This window comes from Bacteroides bouchesdurhonensis, assembly GCF_900155865.1.
Lineage (GTDB): Bacteria > Bacteroidota > Bacteroidia > Bacteroidales > Bacteroidaceae > Bacteroides > Bacteroides bouchesdurhonensis.
In genome coordinates, this window is the sequence record NZ_LT707006.1 from 2,420,790 (window position 1) to 2,443,046 (window position 22,257).

Consider the following 22,257-nt stretch of genomic DNA (forward strand, 5'->3'; position numbering starts at 1 on the left):
TATATTGAGGTCCATATTGTTTTTCTTCATCTCTTCCACTTCTTTTGCGGAACGATATCCTTGATGTCCGTCAGAAAGATATTTGTAGTGTTCATAGAAAGGAGTGGTACTGCCTTAAAGCCCTGAATTGTAATTTCTCTATGTATTTTCCTCAGGTCTTTACCGTGCCTGTATTCATTTTCTACGTATGTGTCATATTCATAGTGTCCATTTCGTGTCTTACCTGCGCGGGGAGGCAGGCTGTCATAAGCCATGTACTTTCTGACCGTTTGCCTGGCAATCCTAAGTTGGGTTGCTATTTTATTTATCTTAAAGCCCTTGGCTTGTAGCTCTTTAACCTCTTCAAACATCACCTGTCGGGAATCAGTTCTAACAGGTTCGTTTTTTACTGATTGATTCTCATCTCCTTTTACAAGAGTATGGTAGTCGGCATAGTTTTCAGAAATAACCTTGGTCACACAGTCTGACATGTTTTTTATTAAATGGAACCGATCTGCCACTTCCGTAATATCCATACCGGATGAAAATATTTTCAACTGAGTTGTACTCATCTATATTCATTCTGTGTATATCCCGGAGTACAGTAGTATTACATAAGGGAACTCCCATAGTGCTTATAAGATCTTTAGCCTTTTTGGAGGAGCAGTATACCCCATGTTTGGCGACAAGTATTTCGCACCGCCTTGTTCTCCTGCGGTAGCGGAATACTTCATTGCCGGGCTGTTTTGCTAAAGTTCTTTTCTTGCATTCTTCATTAAGGCAAAAGAATTTCCGGCTTTCCATATGTAGGAGCAGGGCTTTTCCTAAAATCGGCAAATTATTGCTATAAAGTTGCCTAAATTGGAAACTGTTTTTTATCTTTGCAGAAAAAGAGATAACTATGAATATTGAAATTAATAAAATAGGTGCACTGATTCGGGACGAAAGAATGCGTCGTGGGATGACTCAGGAAGAACTTGGGGCAAAAGTCGGTGTAGGCAAGGCACAGATTTCTAAGATTGAGAGCGGCAAGGGACTGACTATAAAAACAGTCACTAAGGTTCTTGATGCGTTGAACCTATCGGCAAGTGTTCGTTTGGTTAGCTCTCGTAGCATCGACAAGCGTGTTATCGGTTATATTGTTGCTGTCATTAGCGAATTTGCGGGTGCATATAATATGACTATCCGGGAGGCAAGTAACTATCTGAATCGCTATAAGGGATTGGAGTTTCTTATGGAGCACTACGAAGCTGAACATCAGTTGTCGCTGGATGATAGTGTGCAGGATTTGGCTCGTGTGTGCTATAATAACGGAGGAGGTGTGTTATGAAATTATATCACGGTTCTAAGATGGACATAAAAACCATCGATTTTGCTAAATGTAAACCTTATAAGGATTTTGGGCAAGGATTTTATCTGACTGAGTTAAAGGAGCAGGCTTCCGGAATGGCAAGACGTACCGCTTCCATCTATGGAGGTGAAGCTGTTGTTACTTGTTTTGAATTTGATGAGACCGCATTGAACAACCCTTCATTATCCATTAAACGTTTCGAAAAACCGGATGAAGAATGGGCTTTATTTGTGATGGCCAACCGAAGCAGGGAACGGCAGCATCCGGTTCACGAGTACGATATTGTTATTGGTCCGGTAGCTGATGACACAATTGCAACTTTGTTCCGTAACTTCGACGATGGCATTATTGATTTGCCTATGTTAGTAAATGGACTTAAGTATAAGAAAATTTCATCTCAGTATTTCTTCCACACACCCAAAGCGGTGATATATCTGAAAGCGTTATGAATAAGAAAGTACAATATCTCGTAGAAGGCATAACCAAAGACATCATCGCTTACTTGATGCAGGATAATAATATGGATTTACTTTCGGCTGTTAACCTGTTCCATAACTCAGAAACATTTGAGAAACTTTCCGATGAATCCACAGGACTTTATATTGAGAGTTCCGCCTTTGTTTATGAAATACTTAAGTCTGAAATTAAGATGGGGAAAATATTATAAATTATAAACAGGACTGTCATGGTTATATCTCCAAAAACAATAGAAAAACTACGGAATTTAATAAATGAAGAAACTGAATATCGGTCAGGGCCAAAACTTGTTGAATTCTTTAATAAATATGGGTTTAAAGAAAGTTACCCCTATGGACGGGGAGGATTTCCTTCGAGGTGGGAATACACAGATATAAAATTAAACGCGATAAATGGTTCTCCTAATTTAGAGAAATGTATCAAAGATCTATTTGCTCCGGTCAACTTCATAGAGAGATTCGATGCCTTAGACAAATTTATCGGAGAATTTAACCAATATTTAGCGTTTGATGGATGGCAAGTCGTCCGTAAAGGGACTGAGATTACATTTGCAAAATCCACAGGTGTTGATATTGACGCTGAGATAAAAGCAACGAAAACGGAGAAAGAGACTGTTGATGATTTTCTTACCCAAGGATTTAATGACATATCTATTACTGATTTACCTATCGATGGGTCATTAACCACTTTTTTAGAAGTCAGGATAGAAGAAATTAAGAAGTGCCTAAGTGCCAAAGCCTCATTGTCCGTAATTTTTCTTGCAGGCAGCACACTTGAAGGAATTTTACTTGGAGTCGCATCAAAGAACCCTGCTGCATATAATCAGGCTAAATCTGCTCCTAAAGATAAAGCCACAGGTAGAACCAAGTCATTTAATGAGTGGACTCTCAATCATTTTATCGACACTTCATGCGAAATTGGATACCTTCGTGAAGATGTGAAGAAATTCAGTCATGCTTTACGAGATTTCAGAAATTATATTCATCCTTATCAGCAGATGTAGATAGGTTTTCATCCAGATGAGAATACTGCTAAAATCTGTTTTCAGGTATTAAAAGCCGCCATCTTTCAGATTAAACAAAAAAGATAATATATTATGAGCAATCTATTTACAAACAGAATGGGGATTTACGTCCCTGCTGCCGAAATAACTATTAGAAATGACGCTCCTGATTCTTTAAGAAACGATCTGCTCGTTATTATGAAGCAATTTTATGGACTAAAGAAAATCAGAAATGTGGTCTGTGTCGCAACCAAGGAAGCACCAGACCCTAATAATTGGGGTGAAAATGAATTTATGAATAGTGAAGTGTCCGCTCTGATGATGGATTGTCCTTGGTATAGAATATTTTATCGAAAAAGGTATTGGATGGAAATTATCTGACGGACAAATTGAAGTTCGTGGTGATGAAACATTTGAGACGGCTGTATCTGAAATAGAAACCGTTTTAGAAGAAAGAAAATTATCCACATCAAAAACAGAAATTAAAGAAGCGATTGTGGATTTATCCAGAAGACTGGTTCTTGAAGTGACAGGTGCAGTTCAACATTCCTTGGCAGCCTTGGAATGTATTTGTAGAGAAGTGACAGGAAGAGTATAAACCGTTTGAAATGTATTGGTAACTATGTTATTATTCTAGTATATGATTTTGGCGAAAAACGGGTTGCAAAGATGTTGAAACTGTGCCGTAAATATTTGAACTGGATACAAAATTCTGTTTTTGAAGGAGAAATATCAGAAGTACGTTTGAAAGAGCTTCTGAATTTAGCAAAAAGCTTTATGAATGAATCAGAAGATAGTGTGATTTATGGGGTTTATCGATAATAGTATGATTTTTTCCAAGGATACAGTTTGTCTAAATGAAACATATATAAGAAGCTTTCAAAAGATGTACAAGAGTTATCAGAAAGATGTAGAAGAGTTGTATGAAACATATAGGAGAATGATGAGAAAGATGTAATAGACTTGAGCGAAAGAAGTACTTGAAATTGAGCGGTTGATTTAGTATAATTGTACGGAAAATCTGTAAAAATTAAGCGGTTAATTCGTAGTAATTAAGCGGTAATTTTATAGAAAAAGAGCGGTTGATTGTAACAAAAGATACGGTGATTTTAATCTATTAGAAGATTGTTATTATTCTCTTAAGTGTTTGTTTTAAACATTGGGATGTTTGAAAACAAACATTGTGGTCTTTTTCTTGAAAAATACGCTTTATTTTGCAAATGAAATCACTTTTGCTTCATGTCATATTTTTCGATATCTCTCTATTTATCAGCGAAATAAAATGAACGAAGTGGATATGTTCAAGTATCTAACAGATATTATTAATCGTACGGCTAACTGGCAACCCAATACTCCAATTGAGAAATATAGAGATCTATTTCCGGATAGATGGAAAAAAGACAGACTAATGACTAATACCAATTAGTCGTTTTTTAGAGTTAAAATGTAGAATCGTAGAGACGCTTACCTACACTGAAAAGTATTAAGAAAAGATTCTTCATTATATTAAACTGTAGCATAAATAGATATACAAAAACATGAAGCTGAAGCAATGTCGTTTGCAAATGCAAAACTTACTTTAAATCCAGATTATACAAAGTATTAATTTTGATTAGACTCACATTATTTTGTAGCAAATTCTTTTTGCAGTTCTATTCTAATTTTATTAAATACCCCGATAAATATCCCCGATGCAATAAACCAATTGGTACCGTTTAGATAACGGTAGTTATATAATGAATGGCCTAATTTCAGGAGAAGGAAAAGAATATCTCTTATATAAGGATGGGGAATATACTGATTTTGGAGAGTATATAACAGATGATTATCTGGACGATATAGAACTTGCAGTTTTTAATTATAAATTAACTGCAGGTTTAAAAGGTAAAGAAGTGATTTTGGATTTTTATTTATATCGTAATTTGATTCGACAATATAATATTTACGGTGATTTACTCAAAGAAATATGCTTGGGAGGTATTGAAAAAAGAGGAAATACATTTGATGGAATTATTGACGGTAGCATTCAACCGTATAGAGGAAATGTTTTTGCTACTAATGATGAAGTGTATTCATTTTATTATGAACATGTAACAAATCATCAATTACATAATGAAAAAGATAAAGTGATTCCGGAGTTGCAAATTTGGATTTGGGAAGGATATAGTTACTTAGAAGAATTCGTTTTAATAGACCATTTCGTAAATTTACAGTTACCAATAATAAACTATATGCTTACGATAGTTATCAACTTCTTGTATAGGTTCTATGATAGAATAGAATTATTTTAAATCCTCAATGAAATGAGGTATTTTGAATAAAAGAGATAGGTGGTCGCAAATGGTCACCTATTTTTGGAGGTATCTAAGTGGTTGTTTCTTACTTTTGTTTGACAAATATTCATGTTTAAGGATTTGGTTTCATAGATATGATTAAAATAATGTGTATTTACACCTTTGATAATAATGTTATTATAAAATAGTTCTTATTGAAATTAATCGATGTGAAGTCTCAAAGTGTTGCGGCTTGAAATAAAGCTATAGTAAAAAGTGAAATTAGCTTGTTTCTTAATTTACATTATTGAATAGTTAAATACATTATTTGTATTGACTCTAATTTACTGAGTATGATTTATAATATCCGGTAAGTTGGGTTTTTGTTTGATAGTATTTGAGTGAAATCAATTACTAAGTGTTATCTTTGCGGTACAAATAGCGTAATTTTAGAACATTATGAAACATACGAAAATTATTCTGTTATCTGTAATAATCTGTATAGGAGGGATTTTCTTCTTTAGTATCGGCAGAATTACTTATGAATCTAAGAAGTCTCAGACTAAGGAAAAGGCAAGAGAAGCATTTTTTAAGGCATTAGAACAGGAATTAAAAGGTAGAAATTCTGATAGTAACAATTTGTTCTTTTTTGATATAAAACCGACTTTAAATGCAAATATTCCAGATTCTGTTTGTATTCAGGATTCAGTTGGAAAACACTGGTATAGATTAGATCCTAAAAAGCATTTTATGAATATAACTGATGATGTAAATTTACGTTTTATGCATTCTATAACATTTGATAAAAATCCGATTATTCTTGATTCATTAAATAATATTTGGAAGAAATATTTATTGAAATCTGATATTTCTCTTAAGTCTGCATTGTGTCTTTCAGTTACAGGCAGAGATGGTGAGATTAACTCAAAAATGACCTCTCATAGTGAATGGTGTAATTCTTATAATCTGATGTTTACTACTTATATAGGTTATGCCTGTGAAATTGAGATAATAGGTTATCTTGATTATTCTTTGTGGCACATATGGCACATGATATACAAAGAAATTTTATTAGATTTACTGCTATATCTTGTTATGGTATATGGTCTTTATAAGATTTCTATCATTATTATTATGAAGATAAAAGTGATGAGACAAAAGGAAATTATAATAGTACAGGGAGTAACCAATACTCCTGCTCGTTCTTATATGTTACATGATAAAATTATATTTTATGCAGAATTGCAAATAATAGAGAAGGAGGATGGGACACAAGAGAAACTTCAACATCAGACTAGTTTCTTATTAGAGTTGTTTTTAAAGGCAAAAGATGATGGATATGTTTTAGAGGATAAAATTATTAAGGATAATTTGTGGCCTGACGGAAGTGGTAATCATGTTCGACTTCATAAAGCTGTGGGACGACTACGTTCTTGCATTCATAAAATAGATTCTTCATTGGATATAAATAGGTGTGGAAGTGCATATCAATTACTCATATAGTAATTTTTGTTTCATTCATCATGATAATAATAATCGATGAAATCGCTATTTTTTTTCAAAAAAATAGCTGGTCCGAAATGGTCAGACTTTTTTCTTTGCATTCTATTCTTTGTTTTTTATTTTTGCCCCATCATTTAATTTTATAGATGAAAAATAATATGAAAAAACTGATTATTTTTATTATTTTCTTATGTGTTATTGCTGTTTGGACAACTAAAAGGTTTCACAAAGATGACATGAATCCATTAATTTTGAATAATGTGGAGGCTATAGCTAGTGATGAGAGTCCTAATATTGGGAGGTGTTATGGACAAGGCTCTATAGATTGTCCCGCGGGTAATCGTAAAGTTGAATATGTTGGTATTGGATACAGTCTTGAAATACAATAATATAAGTCTTTTATTCCTTTTATTTTTAATTTCGTGTGGTACGAATAAGAAAGAATATGCAGAGAATGTATATCCTTATTCTAACTTTCCACAAGAAAAAGAAATTAAAGGAGAAGTCATAGAACTTGACTCTGTACTGCTTCGTTATCCATTCAGGATACATGTAGAGGGGGATAAGGTCATTATCATGGATTTACATGGTCCTGATTATTATGGCCATCTATTTAAATATCCTAATTTTGAATATTTATGTTCCTTTGGAAAGCATGGTGACTCACCTACAGATATGCTTTCTATGGAAAATGTCCGGTTTGGTGAACATGCTGTGTGGACATTAGATGCAAATAAGAAAGAATTAACTAGGTTGGGGTTTTCTCCATCCTGTGATTCACTTCTTCGAGATGAAACGGTGACATTGGATGGAGATTTATTAAGACCTCTTGAATTTGCTATATATAATGATACTACTTTCATTATTCCAGACTATTTAGGTGAAAAACGTTTATGTTGGGTTCATCGTAATGGAAGACTTATAAATAAGATAGGTGAAATACCGTCAGCTAATAAAGAGGCATTGCAAGATGCACGACCTGCTTTGGCTCAAGCATGGCGAAGTTTCTTGGATTATAATCCTAATAATGGCGTATTAGCAGCTGTTACTCAATTGGGAGAAGTCGTAGAAGTCTATAATTTAAAAGATACTACTCATATTGTTCGTATAGGTGAACATGGTGAACCTGAATTTCAAGTATCAGGTGGGTATGGAATACCTACAGGAATTATGGGATTTAGTGATGTACAAGTGACAGATAGTGCTATCTATACAGTATTTAGTGGTACTACTTTTAAAGAAATAGCAAGGAGTAGTGGTGCTTTGCCTAGTGGAGGAAAGTATATATATGTATTTACTCTTAAGGGAGAACCATTATGTAAATATATACTTGATCATTATATATCTGGTATTTGGGTTGATGAGATTAATAAAACAATAATCGCAACAGATGTAAATAATGACCAACCAATAGTGAAATTTCGCTTTGGTTAAGAGTAGTAGATAATTAACTGGGTTTTTGAAAGGAGCATAATGATGAGTCATGGGTGTTGCCGGATCTATTTCACACTGTTGGCTCCTTTTTAAAGCATTGTAAATAACATGAAAATACTGATGTATAATGTTTGTCTTTTACATTAAAGTGATTGATAACTATTTATACATTCTAATTAAGAAAGTGGAATAAAAAAGGGTAGCTACGTGCTGCTTCCGGTGAAATGATATAAACGGAAACTTCATTGTTTAATTTAATTTTTTTTATATGAAACTCATATTAAAACTTACTTTTATAATAGGGCTGGCTCTATTTGCATTATTTAATGTATTTAATGCGAGAAATATTGATAGGATTTGTGATTTAACTCTTTATAATGTTGAGTCATATGCAAATCCTGAAGATGAAAAAGTTTGTAAATGGAAAGTGATTGATTGTCCTGGAATTGGAACTGGAGATTATGAAGCATGTTTGGAAAATGGGGATGGTAATAATTGTTCCTGTGGTTCAGTAACAAGAGAATGTCCTAAAGACTAGGCAAGTTTGAAAGTCCTTATAAACATAGAAATATGATATGGAATATTAATGTTTGTATCATTATTTCTATGTTTTCTTAATTTAAAATTATATTATGAAGATAAAATATTTCTTGTTATTGGTGGTTTTTGTAATGTCGTGTACTAATACTGAAACAGAGTTTACTTCTATTGTCGATGATAAATCTATAAAAATAGAAGAGGATAAAACATTAATGTCATCAGTTGTGAAAATTGACAATATTATTCCTCTTGAAACAACCGATTCTTGTTTGATAGGTCAGATTGATAAAATAGTAAAAAAGAATGGAAATATATATGTAAAATCAACAAATAAATCTCTATTTTCTTTTTCAGAGACGGGTAAGTTTTTATGTAGCATAGGGAATTTGGGAATAGGTCCTGAAGAATATTCCATAATTTTGGATTTTGATGTAGATACAGAAAATGTTTATGTTTTGACTACTCAAAAGATACAGATCTATTCTTTATCTGGTAAATTTGTTAAGTCAATACCTTTAACATTTAATGCTTCTGGTTTCCATGTTTTAGATGGTTGTATATTATTATTTGTTTTAGGTGATAATTACGTAATACATATTGTTGATTTAGATGGAAATACGATACAAAAAACATTAAAAAGAAATCAAGCTTTAAGGTTATGTAAGACTATTCCTTTTGTGAGTTATACTAATAAATATTTGTTGTTTGCTCAGGGACGCTCTAATGATATATTAACATATGATGTTGAAAAAAAGAGTTTTGGTAATATGACTTACTTCTCATCTTCTGATAATTTGTCTATACAGGATGAGAACTCATTTTTAGAATCTAATATTGGTAAAAGAATGAGACTTAATAATTATAAAACCTATTTTGATGGTCTCTCTTCTTCTGAAGAATATGTTTACTTTGCTTCAATTGATGATAATAAAGTCGTTTTATGGATTAAAGATCTTACTTCGCAGAAAGTTAATGCATACTTATTTTCTTCTTTAGTAAATGATTTGACTTTTGTTAGTGCAGATTCTTTCTTTTATGATAATATAAAAAGTGAAAAATCTTTTTTGTCTTATGTGATGCCTTATCAAATAGTCGAAGGATTGGAAAAAAATATAAGCTATGCTAATACTGATTATTATTTAGAAATGCAAAAAGTAATAGAAAGTTTAGATGTTGAAGAAGCTAACCCTATTATTATCGAATATAATTTTAAATGAAAAACTGGTTTTATATATCATTGATAATTATTTCATTAGTAATTGTTATACAAACTTCTGTTATTAAATATAAGCTTGAAGATCAGGTTTGGAAATTAAATTCAGCATTCCTAGAAAATAAATTTAGATTATCAGATATTACAGAAAATCAACTTTTAGCTTTAAATACTGAAGGCTTCTCTTTATCTGATTCTATTAGAAAAATTATTCCTGATAATGCGTGTGTATTACGATTACATACCGGAGTTTGTTTGAGTTGTTATGCAGAGAATCTATTAAGATTAAAAAAAATGTTAGATAGCCAGAAGAAAATAAAGCTATTTGTACTTGGTTCTTATAGTTTTGAAGCAACATTAAAAGAAGAGTTGTCTGCAATTAATTGCAGGAATGTTGAGTTTGTAAATATTTCAACTTTAGAAATAATTCCAGCTGATGAATCTGGACAACCATATTTGTTTGTTTTGAACGAAAATGGTCTAATAAATAATTTGTTTTTTTGTCAAAAGGCAGAATATGATTCCCTTGAAGGATTTTTGCATTCTATTGAAAGAATTAATGGATCTCAAAAATAGTTTGTTATGGGTATAAAAATAGTTTTTGGATATAGATAGATGGCATATTTCATAGATATAGTATAAGTATATTAATTTATAGTTATTTAAATATGTCGATGAAATGGGGGATTTTTAGATAAAAAGCGTTTGGTCCGAATTGGTCAGGCTTATTCTTTGGTATTCGTAATTTTATCCCCTAAATTTGCATTCATAGAAGATATGATATTCGTATAATTTAATTTCTGAGGGTATATTGAAAATTGTAAATTCTATAATTTTTTAGTTTTTTAAAGAAAAGGGGGCTGTTTGTTACCATTGATTGGGAAAGTAATGGTAGTATTCAGTTTGCTCCTTTTCTTTTGTAATTACTCCACATATGTAATATACAAACAGGAGAGAAATGCAGTTGTTATATTAAATACTTTAAGAGGATGAGTATCTACAGTTTGTAATTGAAAAGAGTTTTAGGGTAGACGGTCTATCAAAAACTTGTTCGACTACGAGGGAAAATGCAATAAAATCCGGAAAATATTCGAAGAAAGGACGATGAAAAGGAGATTTTCATCTATAAATATGGTTGGTCCGAAATGGTCAGCAACATTATTTTGCATTTTCGTTTTTATCCCCTACTTTTACCACTGAAAAAATTAAAAGTCGTTGAAGTATAGATATTGCAAGAAGGATAATTATTAAATCTGATATTGTATTATGTGGTAAAAGTGTAATTCAGTTATATAATGGATGAAGCTACAAAAATAAAAATATTAATGATCTCAATCTAAATTTCATGTGAACTAAAAAAGAGTATTAATATGATTAAAAAAGATACAGAATGATTACTTGTTTAAATCTTACTGGATTATTGGTATCACCTGTTCCAGTATCCTTATGAGAAAGGTAGAAAATAAATATAAAAAAGAGAAGTGAAAAGAATCAGACTTTATTTAAAAATAAATCAAATTTTTTTTCTTCTCTTTTTGGGATTGCCAAATATTATGCTTTTATATGAAAACAAATATATGTATATTTATTCTTGTTTGTCTTTTAGCTAGCTGCCAAGAAAAAAAGAAAGATAATCTTCAAGTACCTGTGAAAGAAATGGTGTGTGAATGCCAGAAAGAAATACAATGCTGTGATTCAGTGGAAATTTCTCAGGTTTTTCGTTTATATCATTGGAAGATTATGGATGATAAAATTGTTTTTTGTTCTAATAATTTAGATGATTTTATTTCTGTCTATTCTTATCCTCAACTAAAATTCCTATATAGTTTTGGGAAAACAGGTCAAGGACCCGGTGAATTTGTTACAAAAAATTAGGGGAATAATAAAGAACCCGGTTTTATTACTTTATATGATATAATGAAAAGTTCTTTATACAAATATAAAATTGAAAATAGTGAGTTTGCTTTAGAATGTAAATATTCGCTACTTAAAGATGACGATAATCTTTGCAGACCGTTTACAAAAATTATTCAAATGAATGATTCTGTTTTCATTATGAAAGAAGATGGAAGAGATACAAAACTCCATTTAGCTAATTTGAGGAATCAACAAGATTATGATACTTACCAGTGCACGCTTAGAGAGCAATGTGCACTTAGGAAAGGAGAAAGTGTATCATATACTGCTTTTAACTACGATTTTGATGTAATAGGAAATCATATTTTGTTAGCTTATAATTATATAGATAGATTAGAATTATTACATTTAAATGAAGGAAATAAGATAGTACCACAGCTTATTCTAGGCTCGGATGAAGATCAAATGGATTCGCCTGATCCTGATCTAAAATGTTATTTTCTAGATATAGGTTCATATGATAACTTATTTTTGTGTTTAAAGACTAAAAATGGAGTAGAGGAAGAAGGTAATGTCATCTGTATTTTTGATATAGATGGTAATTATAAGTCTCAAATTATATTAGATCAATGTGTGAGTTCAATTGATATCGATAAAATGGGAACCCTTGTTGCTTATAAAGAAAAGGTTGATTCGTCTACATTTTATCGTTATAATTTGAAAAAGATACTTAATGACATATAAGATCAGGTTACGTTCGATTTGTAGATATTAATCCGGAAAAGATATATTAGATATTGATGAGAAAAAGATGGTAAAACGGTATGGATTTCATATTGTTTTTGTAGTATTGCTAATCGTGTTGGGATGGCAAATTATGGATTTATTGACAACTGAAAAGGTTGAACCAATATCTCCATTGGAAGTTTCTTTGCAGTTGGCCGGTGATAATAGATATGAATTGGAGAAAGTACTTCGTTATTACCAAAAAAATCCGTCTGATAGTCTGAAATATAAGGCAGCTTGTTTCTTGATTGAGAATTTACCTTATTATAAGTATTCTACCGGAGAACAACTGGAGAACTATAAAATGTATTACGTCTGGTTGAAAACTTATCCCAAAAGGGCACCGGAGGAGATTGCTGATTCTGTGAAAAAGGTATTTGGACCGATTGGACAACTGGAAAAAAAATGTGATGTAATGGAAGTTGATTCCGCTTATTTGTGTAATAATATAGAATGGGCATTTAAAGTATGGCAGGAGCAGCCTTGGAACAAGCATGTGACATTTGATGCTTTTTGTGAATATATATTGCCGTATCGTATTGATGATGAACCTTTGACTTATTGGCGTGAAGAGTACTATGAGAAATATAATCCATTGCTTGATTCATTGCGTATGTCAGATAAGTTGGATAAGGAGAATCCCATTGTTGCTGCAAACTATTTGATTAGTAGGTTACCGGATAAATTTCGGCGTAACTCTACAGTTGCTCCATATCCTTTTGGACATATAGGACCGAAATTTGTTCCTAATATGACGGGCACTTGTCGGGATCGTACCGATTTTGGAATGTACCTGCTTCGGGCTTTGGGTATTCCTTGTGCAATAGATTTTATTTTAGGGTGTGATCTTGCAAATGCAGGGCATTTTTGGCTGACAGCATGGGATCAGAATGGGAGAGATTGTAAAACGGAGTTTCCGGGTTCTTTTGTGTATACTTGTAAGGATGATTGGTACAATAATGACGATGCGGTAAAAGTCTATCGTTCTACGTTTAGTGTAAATAGAGAGTTATACAATGAGATGGCCGAGCTCACTCTTGATCTATATCCTTTTTGGAAGCTTCCGAAGTTTAAAGATGTGACTTATTCTTATGCCCGGTATTATATGGGGCAACTACGAATACCATCGTCTAAAATAGATAAGGATAAAGCAAAAGGAAAAATAGCCTATTTATGTATTACCGATCGTGACAGATGGGTGCCGGTGGATTGGACAGAATATGACGCGAACAAATTGGAATTTAGAGATATTAGAAAAGGAGCAGTCCTGCGTGTCGGCACTTATGAAAAAGGGAAACTATCTTTTATCACTGATCCTTTCTATATAGATAGGATGAGCAATAAGTTACATTTTTATTCGTGTGAGGATGAAACGGAAGATGTAGTGCTATATGCAAAGTTCCCAATTGAAAAGGAGAATTTATTTAGGGAACGATTAATTGGTGGTGTGTTTGAGGGCAGCAACAAGGCTGATTTTTCAGAAAAAGATACTTTGTTTATGATTCAAAGTAAACCTAACCGGATGTATACATCTGTAAAAAGTTGGAGTAACAAGAAATATAGATATATAAGATATTACGGATATAAAAAGACACATTGCCAGATTGCTGAGATTGCTTTTTATAATGTGAACGATACTGTTCCGTTGAAAGGGAATCCTATAGGTACTAGTGGCTGCTATCAACAAGATGGCAGCCATGAATATCCTAACGCTTTTGACGGGCAAACTTGGACATGTTTTGATTATTTGGAAGAAGATGGTGGTTGGACTGGTTTGGACCTGGGTGAACCAATGCAAGTGGATAGGATTGTTTATACTCCAGCAAATCGGGATAATTACATTCGTCCCGATGATATGTTTGAATTATCTTATTGTGATGGTGACTGGAAATCGGCTGGTAAAATAAAGGCAACTACGGATTCTCTTGTTTATCGGAATGTTCCTCGAAATGCGGTTTTGTTATTGCGTAATCTCACACGTGGGGTTCAGGAAAGAATTTTTGTATATGAAAATGGTCGTCAGGCATGGAAATAAAAAGAATGACATATTATAATGGCAAATTGCTAATGATATTTGTATATATCATTGGTTTGCTGACTACCTGTGATTCGTCGGAGCGCATTGAGGTATTAAGAAATGATATATATCCGTCTCGTCATATATTGGTTCCTTTGGCTCCGACTTTCTCGGTTGAAGTGGCTGGAGATACGTTGTATCATCAATATTTGCATGTGTTTAAAGGAAAGGATTTTCCATTAATGGGTATTTTGTATGTGGATGGTAAAGGATATCGTTTCATGGGAGGAGACTCATTGCGTATCCGGGCTCTAGCTCCTTTGGCAGGAGATAGCTGTGGATGGAAAGGAAAATATTTCTTTTTGCGTCCAGAAGAAGGTTGGAATAAGGTGGGATATGATGATAGCAAGTGGCAGGAAGGGAGTGCTGCTTTTGGAACTGAAGGACTTTGGTATGCTACGAATACTATTTGGAGTGTTGATAATATTTATCTTCGTAGGCATGTAACCTTAAATAAAGAGGCGTTGGGCAACCACAAATTGTATATTCGGTTTCTATGCGATGATATTGCCACTATTTTCTGCAATGGTGATGAAGTGGTACATTCCAACTATACAAACAAGTCAGTTGGGTGTAGGCAACTACCTGATACGATTGTAGATAAAATAAAAGAAGGAGATAATTTGCTTGCTGCTCATTGTTATAATATTTCGAGTAATGCGTTGCTGGATTATGGATTGTATATAGAGAATAAGGAGTATATAGATGTTGATACTGCATTCTTTAAATCTGTAGATATACAGGCAACTCAAACACATTATTCTTTTCAATGTGGGGATGTGGAGCTTCAACTTAGTTTTGTTGCACCTTCCTTATTACAGGACCAGGAGTATATGGGATGTCCGGTGGGATTTCTTTCTTATCGGATAGTGTCTACGGACGGTCAGCAACATGATGTTGATATTTCGTTCGATATGGATATGGAATGGATGTTTGATCGAGTGAAAATAAAAGAGTCTGTAGAAAAAGATTGGAGAATAATACAGGGAGACAGTCTGTATGTGGCGGTAAAAGCGGAAGATGTACAGTCTGTATGTAAGGATGGTCGTATTATCCTGACGCAGAAGAATATGATGCGTAAAGGTGCGGATAGTGGTGTAGTGCTTTTGGGATATGAGGAAGGAGAGGTTTTACAATATTTTGGTGAGAATTTACCTTATTATTGGCAGAGAAATAAAAATGCGAGTATAAAAGAGGTCTTGAGGAATATAGGGGACAATTATCAGACATTGCAAAGGAAGTGTGATGAAACAGATATGTATTACTCGCAGAAGTTATCTCTGGAAAAGGGTAAAATAAAGGCTGAGAAGATGTTTCCATATTATCGAAACTTTCTCGCGACGCGTAGACTTTCGGTGGCTCCGGATGGTGAATTGTTATGCTATAGTAATATAGTGGGTAGAGTAAGAGATGCTTTTGATAGTTTTCCTTATCTGATGTTTTATGAACGTATGGATTGGATGAAAGGCACATTGAAACCTGTTTTTGATTTTTGTGAGAATGGTCATTGGGTTAAGCAATTTCCTCCTTTTGATATTGGATTCTTTCCGATTGCTATTCATCAGGAGAGTGTCAATGATTATGGGATCGAAATGGCAACCAATATGTTGATGATGACTTTGGCTATAGTGAAGACGGATGGAACTTTTGATTATGCGGAGAAACATTGGAGACATATATCTCAATGGGGAAATTATTTGGAAAAAATGGTGAAGAAACAGCAAGAACTTATGGCTGAGCAACGGAAAGATTCTGTTAAACAGCAAGAAACTTCTGCAGTGGAACAGATACCTGCAGCACATAAAGAAGAGGTTAAGGCTATTTTAGGTTTAAAAGCGTATCAGGAACTGATAGAATTACAAAAGCAACGATGAATATAGGAATGAATCGCATAAAGAAGTGGCTAAATACTGTCCTGAATATTGTATTCTGGGGGATTTGTTCTTGTGTTATATTGTTTCTGCTTCAACTTTTTTGTTTTGCATCCTTCAAGATTCCTTCGGATTCAATGGAGCCTACTTTGCTAGATGGTGATTATATTCTAGTAAATAAGTTGGTGCATGGAGCCCGATTATTTGATGTGTTTGCTGCATTGAGAAATGAGGAGGTACCAATTTACCGGCTTCCGGGTTTTGGAGATTTGAAGCGTAATGATGTGATAGTCTTTAACTTCCCTTACCGGAAAGAATGGAGTTGCATTCGAATGGACATCATGCGTTTTTTTGTGAAGCGTTGCATTGCACTTCCCGGAGATACACTGGAAATAAGAAACGGACTGTATGCAATACGTGGTTGTAATGAGATATTGGGAAATAGAGAGGCTCAAATCGAACTTGCCGATTTGGAGAATCCCGAGGAATGGGGAATTGTGACAAAGACTTTCCCTAATGACAAGCATTTGGACTGGAATATCCGGGAATTTGGACCACTGCCCATTCCTAAAAGAGGACAATCTGTATTACTTAATGATACTAGTTATCTTCTGTATAGGCAATTGATTGGCTGGGAACAGAAGAAAAAGTTGCGTTTCAAGAATGGGAACGTTTTATTGGGTGATAGTGTAGTACATCAATATCGGTTTATGAAGAACTATTATTTTGTATCTGGTGATAAGATGGCTAACTCTAAGGATTCTCGTTATTGGGGGATGTTACCGGAAGAGTATATTGTCGGAAAAGTGACTCGTATTTGGTACTCAAAGAATAAGAATACAGATAAAACGCGTTGGGAACGGATAATGAAGAGAATTGAGTAAGAAAATACAGATATAGCTAGGTAAACTATTTGTCTATATAAGGAAAGAATAAGAAAAGGGTGTTTCTTAAAAGCCAAAGGATTAATAAATGGAATTGCTCGTGGTGAAGGATTTCCTGAGGATCCAAATAAAGGTGAGAATTTAGGTGAATTAAAGTATGAAAGAAGAAGTGAGACACAATTTTATAATTATGAATATTATGAAATTCCTGATAAAAAAATAAATGGTGAACAAGTGTATATAGCTTATAAAACTCCTGTCACCCAAGTTATTTGTAAAGGGCATGGTAGTGTAGCTTGCTATGAAGGTATTTACCATGGAATGTCAGAGTTTATTGGAGAAGTAAAAGAAAGTGACAAAAATAATAATTACTAAATATAGATAATAATGAAATGTTTTTTGTATATATTATGTTTTATCCTTTTTATAAGTTGTAAGAATGGACAATTAGAGGATAGTATTTATAATGTGGAAATATTGACATTTAAAGAAACAGCTGGTGTGTTGGAAGATACTACTTTTTTTAAGTCAATGTTTATGGTACCATTGGAAATAAATAATTCAGCATTAATTGCTAGGATTAATCGTATATATATGGCTAATGATACTCTTTTTATCCTTGATACTAATTATCGAAGTATTACTATTTTTAATAAAGAGGGGAAATATATAAATTCAATTCAAAACTTAGGAGTAGGTCCTAAAGAATATGTTGATTTAGGAGATATTTGTTTAGATAGTAAAAATAAGGAACTGTTAGTTTTGTGTACGCGCCCTTCTAAATTGCAATTCTATAATTATCAAGGTGAATTCTTAAGAGAGAAAGGATTAGGGGATAAATATTACTCTTATGTGGCTGCAGATGGTCAATATATTTATTTACAAGATGATACAAATGTGAATAAAAGTAATAAAGAAGTAGATATTTATGACCAGCATTTAAATTTTATATCAGGTACATTAGATCATGGAGAGGTCTTTAAAAATAAAGATTTTCATACGGTAAATCATTTTGGACATGGAAATACTATGACTCAAAATTCATTCATTTATATTGCAAGAGAATTTGATAATATAATATATGAAGCGCGAGAGGGAAAGGTATATCCTAAATATCAGTTAGATTTTAAAGAACATAGTTTGCCAAAAGAATTATTAAATAGTAAAATGAAACCTTTTGATTTTTTGGATTTTTGTAAAAAGAAGCAATATGTTATCTCTTTGAAAGAAATAGTTGAAGTTGGTGGAAAAATACTATTTGTAACTAATATTGGTATTTTTATTTGTGATAAGCAAAGTGGAGACATGATTCAATATACTTTCATGTTGGATACAATGTCGGGAATGGGAAGTAGTGATATACAGGTTATTGGAAATACTAATAAAATTGCAATGATTTGGTCTGTTAATAGCTTGAAGCGAATGACAGAGATGGTTGCTAAATATTCAAATTCTAAAATTAATTTGGATTTTATTAAGAGAATAAATGCAATGGATGAGGAAGATAACCCTGTTTTATTTATTTATGAGTTTTGATTTTTCTATTTTGTAAATAACCATGAAAATGGATTTTTGTTAGATTTGGTACAGGATCATTTTTTGAATGCAATTAATTCTGTTTTTATTAATTTTGGAACTGTCCTGTTTTTTTTGATCTATTTGTCATGGATGCAAAGAAAATCTGGTTGTACTGAATTTGACGCGTGAACTAGGTTTATGTGTAAATCGTCAAACAGTGGTGGATATTCTATCAAAGACTCATTTGAATTATAGTGGAGCTAAATGTAAATCAGTCCAATTATAATTAGAAATACCATGATCAAAAGGGCATTAAGGAATAAAAATATTCTTGGTCCGAAATAGTCAGCCAATTTTTTTTGTAATTCAGCTTTAATAGCCTACTTTCGCCACCGATAAAAATATAGGGATTGTTGAGGTTTGAATCTTGAAAAGAGATGGAACTAATATGGGATTGTATTTAGGAGATCATTGCTAATAATGAACTGAAAATGCATTTAATGATAATGAAACAAATGATGAAATATAGTATTCTATTATTGTTATTCTTTTTATTTTCTTGTAGTGATAGTAAAAAGAAAAATATAGCATCCATATTGAAGGAATGGGAGCATAAGGAAATATTGTTTCCCTGTAATCCGATATTCTCGATACAAGGAAAAGATACGGTTGCTTATCCGAAGGGAGGTGAGTATAAAGTATTCTCTTATGTCGATTCAATGGGATGTATAAGCTGTAAGCTAAAATTGGATGAATGGCAGAAGTTTATAACCGATGTTGATTCTTTATGTCCTAATACTGTACAGTTTTTATTTTACTTTAATCCCAAAAAACGAAGCGAAATTTGTCGAATTTTGCAATTTGATAAGTTTAAATATCCGGTTTGTATAGATGAACAGGATTCTATTAATAAATTAAATCATTTTTCTTCGGAAACAATGTTTCAGACTTTTTTGTTAGATAGGGAGAATAAAGTGATTGCTGTTGGCAATCCGATACATAATTCAAAAGTGAAAGAGCTTTATTTAAGTGTTATTTTAGGCAAGGAATCTTCTAATGAGTCAGATAACCAGCCTCAGACAACTGCTAAGTTATCTGAGGCTCAATTGAATCTTGGAGAATTTCCATGGAAAGAGAAACAAAGACAGGATATTCTGATCACAAATACGGGAGATAATCCCTTAGCGATAAATGAAGTGGTTACGTCTTGTGGATGTACGACGGTGGAATATGATAAACAGCCTGTTTTGCCTGGTAAATCGATACCAATTAAAGTATACTATCAAGCGGGATATCCGGAGCATTTTAATAAAACAATTACGGTGCACTGTAATGCAAAGAATGCTCCATTTATGATAAAGATTAGTGGAGACGCTAAATAATATAGTAAGTTTACATGATTATTATAGGAAAACAACCATAAACCTTAGCTATAGATTATGAAAGAGAGAATATATTATGTGAATACTAGTTGGATTAAATTGAGAGTCATTGTTAGTCTAATAGTATTCGTAGGAGTGATCTCATTTCTGGGAGTAGTCTTAATTTCTCCAGATCATTTTGATACGGGAGAAATGGCATCTCAGAAAATGTGGCTTAGCCGAATGGCTGTTGTGTTTGCGGTATGTTCTCTTTTTTCTCTCAGTATTAATGATAAAAAAGAAGATCGATTTTATCATTCAGTTATTTGGAGTCTTATTTTATTAGGAGGTGTTGAAGCTATATGGGGGTTGGGGCAGATATATGGGCAAGTGGCGTCTCACCATTCATTATTTGCATTAACCGGGTCTTTTTATAACCCAGGACCTTATTCCGGTTATTTAGCAATGGTGTTTCCCGTTTGTTTAGGTGAATGGTTGTTGTTGAAAGAGAAAGCAAATCGGGAATGGATTGAACAGGGAAAATATTATATAAGTTCAGGAGTATTACTATTGATCTTTTGTGTTTTGCCGGCTGGTATGAGCCGTTCTGCTTGGTTGGCAACTATAGTTTCCGGTTTGTGGATATATGGAATGCATTATTCATGGGGAACTCGTTTGAGGAAGATGATAAAAAGGTATAAGAAAAGGGTGTTTCCGGTTGCTGCAATTGGGGGAGTAATAATAGCAGCCTCCGGTTATGCTCTTTTCTTTTTAAAAGCTGACTCGGCTAGTGGACGTTTATTGATGTGGAAGGTTACCAGTATGGCTATCACCGAGAGACCATTAACTGGATATGGTTCGGATGGATTTGTTCACGCATATGGAATGGCCCAGGAAAAATATTTTGCCAATGCAAACTACTCGGAGACTGAAGAGTGGGTAGCAGGGAGTCCGGAATATGCTTTTAATGAGTATTTGCAAGTTGCCGTTGAACATGGTATTCCTTTCTTATTGGCTGTATTATCGATAATAGGTTTTAGTCTTTGGAAAGGAGTTACTGAAAAACGCATTAGCACTTGTGGAGGTATTATTTCCGTTATGATATTTGCATTTTTTTCTTATCCTATACAAATACCGGGGTTTGCAGTAGCATTTTATTTTTTGTTAGCAGCATGTGTTGTGGGACGTTCACGTTTCTATATGCTATTATTTACCGTTATGATTACTCTATGGGGGACTTTTTATTGGAATCATAATTGGTATGATGCTTGTAAAAAATGGTCTAGTTGTAAAATGCTTTATAATATAGGTGCTTATAGATCAGCGAAAGAAGGGTATGAGTCATTGTATTCGGATTTGAATAGTCATGGTACTTTTCTTTTTGAATATGGGCATTGCTTGCATAAATTACAGGATTATGATAATTCAACCAAAGTGCTGAAAGAGGCTATAGAATATTGTAATGATCCGATGATATTAAATATAATCGGGAAAAATTACCAGGCAATAGGCGAATATGGAGAAGCAGAGGAATGGTTGATACGTTCTACACATCGACTGCCAAATCGTATCTATCCTTATTATCTGTTGGCTAAGCTGTATGCAGAACCGGAATACAGACAATTGGAAAAACTGAAACGTACGGCGGAAATAGTGCTGACGAAGGAGCCTAAAGTTCAGTCTACAGCAGTGAAGGAGATGCGGGAAGAGGTTAAGAAACTGGTAGTTTCACTGAATGGTAATGGGAGCGGTAGTAATTAAGTTTTTTCCCTCAATATTATCTTCCGAGATGATTCAGATAGATGAATGATCTAATCGTAATAAATCATAAAAATCTGAATCTATATAATGATGGTTCGGAAGAAGGAAATGTCTTATGTATATTTGATATAGATGGTAGTTTTAAGTAACAGATTACGTTAGATCAAAATGTAAGCTCAATTGCTATTGATAAAGTTGGGACTCATGTTGCATAAAAGAGAAAAATGATGGGACTATACTTTATCGTTATAAGTTGAACGGAATTTTAGATAATATGAAATAGATGAGTGAAGCTAACTGGGTTTTGATAATAATTTAATCAGGGCATACGGGAAATTATTGTTTCTTAATAATCCAATATATTCAACA

22 protein-coding genes and 1 pseudogene are annotated in these 22,257 nt (G+C 33.1%); 22 read left to right on the forward strand and 1 reads right to left on the reverse strand.

Annotation, left to right across the window (positions count from 1 at the left end):
- Positions 1–26 precede the first annotated feature (26 nt).
- Positions 27–551 carry a helix-turn-helix domain-containing protein gene (locus CZ225_RS09820; protein ID WP_129585785.1) on the reverse strand — a complete coding sequence of 175 codons (525 nt, stop codon included), beginning with the start codon at positions 549–551 and terminating at the stop codon, positions 27–29.
- A gap of 329 nt (positions 552–880) precedes the next feature.
- Between CZ225_RS09820 and CZ225_RS09825 the strand changes: the two genes are divergently transcribed.
- The 22 genes and pseudogenes from CZ225_RS09825 to CZ225_RS09930 all read left to right on the forward strand — a co-directional run bounded on the left by CZ225_RS09825 (position 881) and on the right by CZ225_RS09930 (position 21,888).
- Positions 881–1,309, forward strand: a complete 429-nt coding sequence (locus CZ225_RS09825) for a DUF3791 domain-containing protein (RefSeq protein WP_077153982.1) — start codon at positions 881–883, stop codon at positions 1,307–1,309.
- On the forward strand, positions 1,306–1,779 hold the full coding sequence (locus CZ225_RS09830) for a DUF3990 domain-containing protein (RefSeq protein WP_077153983.1): 474 nt from the start codon (positions 1,306–1,308) through the stop codon (positions 1,777–1,779). Before CZ225_RS09825 ends, CZ225_RS09830 begins: the two co-directional genes overlap by 4 nt.
- Positions 1,776–1,997, forward strand: coding sequence for a hypothetical protein (locus CZ225_RS09835; protein WP_077153984.1), 222 nt, complete (start codon positions 1,776–1,778; stop codon positions 1,995–1,997). The genes CZ225_RS09830 and CZ225_RS09835 overlap by 4 nt, the downstream gene beginning before the upstream one ends.
- 18 nt (positions 1,998–2,015) lie before the next feature.
- The gene (locus tag CZ225_RS09840) at positions 2,016–2,810 is read left to right on the forward strand and encodes a hypothetical protein (RefSeq protein ID WP_234983028.1); all 795 of its coding nucleotides are present in this window, start codon (positions 2,016–2,018) and stop codon (positions 2,808–2,810) included.
- A gap of 93 nt (positions 2,811–2,903) precedes the next feature.
- Positions 2,904–3,191 (forward strand): hypothetical protein, encoded by a 288-nt coding sequence (locus CZ225_RS09845; protein WP_077153985.1) that lies wholly within the window; start codon positions 2,904–2,906, stop codon positions 3,189–3,191.
- A gap of 246 nt (positions 3,192–3,437) precedes the next feature.
- Positions 3,438–3,614: pseudogene (gene cas2 / locus CZ225_RS09850) on the forward strand (CRISPR-associated endonuclease Cas2); the annotation flags it as partial.
- A gap of 364 nt (positions 3,615–3,978) precedes the next feature.
- Positions 3,979–4,236: a hypothetical protein gene (locus tag CZ225_RS09855; RefSeq protein WP_077153986.1), complete on the forward strand. Its 258-nt coding sequence runs from the start codon at positions 3,979–3,981 to the stop codon at positions 4,234–4,236.
- A 310-nt stretch (positions 4,237–4,546) separates the two neighbouring features.
- A complete protein-coding gene (locus tag CZ225_RS09860) occupies positions 4,547–5,101 on the forward strand; it encodes a hypothetical protein (protein ID WP_077153987.1) in 555 nt (184 codons plus the stop codon).
- Between the two features lie 441 nt (positions 5,102–5,542).
- Complete coding sequence (locus CZ225_RS09865; RefSeq protein WP_077153988.1) at positions 5,543–6,586, forward strand: hypothetical protein; 1,044 nt, start codon at positions 5,543–5,545, stop codon at positions 6,584–6,586.
- A 158-nt stretch (positions 6,587–6,744) separates the two neighbouring features.
- On the forward strand, positions 6,745–6,975 hold the full coding sequence (locus CZ225_RS09870; protein ID WP_077153989.1) for an NVEALA domain-containing protein: 231 nt from the start codon (positions 6,745–6,747) through the stop codon (positions 6,973–6,975).
- A complete protein-coding gene (locus CZ225_RS09875; RefSeq protein WP_077153990.1) occupies positions 6,941–8,020 on the forward strand; it encodes a BF3164 family lipoprotein in 1,080 nt (359 codons plus the stop codon). The genes CZ225_RS09870 and CZ225_RS09875 overlap by 35 nt, the downstream gene beginning before the upstream one ends.
- A gap of 268 nt (positions 8,021–8,288) precedes the next feature.
- Positions 8,289–8,558, forward strand: coding sequence for a hypothetical protein (locus CZ225_RS09880; RefSeq protein ID WP_077153991.1), 270 nt, complete (start codon positions 8,289–8,291; stop codon positions 8,556–8,558).
- Positions 8,559–8,652: 94 nt separating this feature from the next.
- Positions 8,653–9,777: a 6-bladed beta-propeller gene (locus tag CZ225_RS09885; protein WP_077153992.1), complete on the forward strand. Its 1,125-nt coding sequence runs from the start codon at positions 8,653–8,655 to the stop codon at positions 9,775–9,777.
- The gene (locus CZ225_RS09890; protein WP_077153993.1) at positions 9,774–10,349 is read left to right on the forward strand and encodes a hypothetical protein; all 576 of its coding nucleotides are present in this window, start codon (positions 9,774–9,776) and stop codon (positions 10,347–10,349) included. The genes CZ225_RS09885 and CZ225_RS09890 overlap by 4 nt, the downstream gene beginning before the upstream one ends.
- 987 nt (positions 10,350–11,336) lie before the next feature.
- On the forward strand, positions 11,337–11,648 hold the full coding sequence (locus tag CZ225_RS09895; protein WP_083714624.1) for a BF3164 family lipoprotein: 312 nt from the start codon (positions 11,337–11,339) through the stop codon (positions 11,646–11,648).
- Positions 11,649–11,690: 42 nt separating this feature from the next.
- Positions 11,691–12,374 carry a hypothetical protein gene (locus CZ225_RS09900; RefSeq protein WP_077153995.1) on the forward strand — a complete coding sequence of 228 codons (684 nt, stop codon included), beginning with the start codon at positions 11,691–11,693 and terminating at the stop codon, positions 12,372–12,374.
- Between the two features lie 67 nt (positions 12,375–12,441).
- On the forward strand, positions 12,442–14,451 hold the full coding sequence (locus CZ225_RS09905; protein WP_077153996.1) for a hypothetical protein: 2,010 nt from the start codon (positions 12,442–12,444) through the stop codon (positions 14,449–14,451).
- Positions 14,442–16,367: a DUF5127 domain-containing protein gene (locus tag CZ225_RS09910; RefSeq protein WP_077153997.1), complete on the forward strand. Its 1,926-nt coding sequence runs from the start codon at positions 14,442–14,444 to the stop codon at positions 16,365–16,367. The genes CZ225_RS09905 and CZ225_RS09910 overlap by 10 nt, the downstream gene beginning before the upstream one ends.
- An 8-nt stretch (positions 16,368–16,375) precedes the next feature.
- Complete coding sequence (gene lepB, locus CZ225_RS09915; RefSeq protein WP_077155783.1) at positions 16,376–17,248, forward strand: signal peptidase I; 873 nt, start codon at positions 16,376–16,378, stop codon at positions 17,246–17,248.
- Between the two features lie 468 nt (positions 17,249–17,716).
- Positions 17,717–18,784 (forward strand): 6-bladed beta-propeller, encoded by a 1,068-nt coding sequence (locus CZ225_RS09920; RefSeq protein ID WP_234983029.1) that lies wholly within the window; start codon positions 17,717–17,719, stop codon positions 18,782–18,784.
- A gap of 500 nt (positions 18,785–19,284) precedes the next feature.
- The gene (locus CZ225_RS09925; protein WP_077155784.1) at positions 19,285–20,148 is read left to right on the forward strand and encodes a DUF1573 domain-containing protein; all 864 of its coding nucleotides are present in this window, start codon (positions 19,285–19,287) and stop codon (positions 20,146–20,148) included.
- Between the two features lie 57 nt (positions 20,149–20,205).
- Complete coding sequence (locus tag CZ225_RS09930) at positions 20,206–21,888, forward strand: O-antigen ligase family protein (RefSeq protein ID WP_077153999.1); 1,683 nt, start codon at positions 20,206–20,208, stop codon at positions 21,886–21,888.
- The last annotated feature ends 369 nt before the right edge of the window (positions 21,889–22,257 follow it).

What these genes read in the sequence shown, in the direction of transcription:
- CZ225_RS09820 (WP_129585785.1), bottom strand. Translation starts at nt 551, where the DNA reads ATGAGTACAACTCAGTTGAAAATATTTTCATCCGGTATGGATATTACG.
- CZ225_RS09825 (WP_077153982.1), top strand. Translation starts at nt 881, where the DNA reads ATGAATATTGAAATTAATAAAATAGGTGCACTGATTCGGGACGAAAGA.
- CZ225_RS09830 (WP_077153983.1), top strand. Translation starts at nt 1,306, where the DNA reads ATGAAATTATATCACGGTTCTAAGATGGACATAAAAACCATCGATTTT.
- CZ225_RS09835 (WP_077153984.1), top strand. Translation starts at nt 1,776, where the DNA reads ATGAATAAGAAAGTACAATATCTCGTAGAAGGCATAACCAAAGACATC.
- CZ225_RS09840 (WP_234983028.1), top strand. Translation starts at nt 2,016, where the DNA reads ATGGTTATATCTCCAAAAACAATAGAAAAACTACGGAATTTAATAAAT.
- CZ225_RS09845 (WP_077153985.1), top strand. Translation starts at nt 2,904, where the DNA reads ATGAGCAATCTATTTACAAACAGAATGGGGATTTACGTCCCTGCTGCC.
- CZ225_RS09860 (WP_077153987.1), top strand. Translation starts at nt 4,547, where the DNA reads ATGAATGGCCTAATTTCAGGAGAAGGAAAAGAATATCTCTTATATAAG.
- CZ225_RS09865 (WP_077153988.1), top strand. Translation starts at nt 5,543, where the DNA reads ATGAAACATACGAAAATTATTCTGTTATCTGTAATAATCTGTATAGGA.
- CZ225_RS09870 (WP_077153989.1), top strand. Translation starts at nt 6,745, where the DNA reads ATGAAAAAACTGATTATTTTTATTATTTTCTTATGTGTTATTGCTGTT.
- CZ225_RS09875 (WP_077153990.1), top strand. Translation starts at nt 6,941, where the DNA reads ATGTTGGTATTGGATACAGTCTTGAAATACAATAATATAAGTCTTTTA.
- CZ225_RS09880 (WP_077153991.1), top strand. Translation starts at nt 8,289, where the DNA reads ATGAAACTCATATTAAAACTTACTTTTATAATAGGGCTGGCTCTATTT.
- CZ225_RS09885 (WP_077153992.1), top strand. Translation starts at nt 8,653, where the DNA reads ATGAAGATAAAATATTTCTTGTTATTGGTGGTTTTTGTAATGTCGTGT.
- CZ225_RS09890 (WP_077153993.1), top strand. Translation starts at nt 9,774, where the DNA reads ATGAAAAACTGGTTTTATATATCATTGATAATTATTTCATTAGTAATT.
- CZ225_RS09895 (WP_083714624.1), top strand. Translation starts at nt 11,337, where the DNA reads ATGAAAACAAATATATGTATATTTATTCTTGTTTGTCTTTTAGCTAGC.
- CZ225_RS09900 (WP_077153995.1), top strand. Translation starts at nt 11,691, where the DNA reads ATGAAAAGTTCTTTATACAAATATAAAATTGAAAATAGTGAGTTTGCT.
- CZ225_RS09905 (WP_077153996.1), top strand. Translation starts at nt 12,442, where the DNA reads ATGGTAAAACGGTATGGATTTCATATTGTTTTTGTAGTATTGCTAATC.
- CZ225_RS09910 (WP_077153997.1), top strand. Translation starts at nt 14,442, where the DNA reads ATGGAAATAAAAAGAATGACATATTATAATGGCAAATTGCTAATGATA.
- lepB (WP_077155783.1), top strand. Translation starts at nt 16,376, where the DNA reads ATGAATCGCATAAAGAAGTGGCTAAATACTGTCCTGAATATTGTATTC.
- CZ225_RS09925 (WP_077155784.1), top strand. Translation starts at nt 19,285, where the DNA reads ATGAAATATAGTATTCTATTATTGTTATTCTTTTTATTTTCTTGTAGT.
- CZ225_RS09930 (WP_077153999.1), top strand. Translation starts at nt 20,206, where the DNA reads ATGAAAGAGAGAATATATTATGTGAATACTAGTTGGATTAAATTGAGA.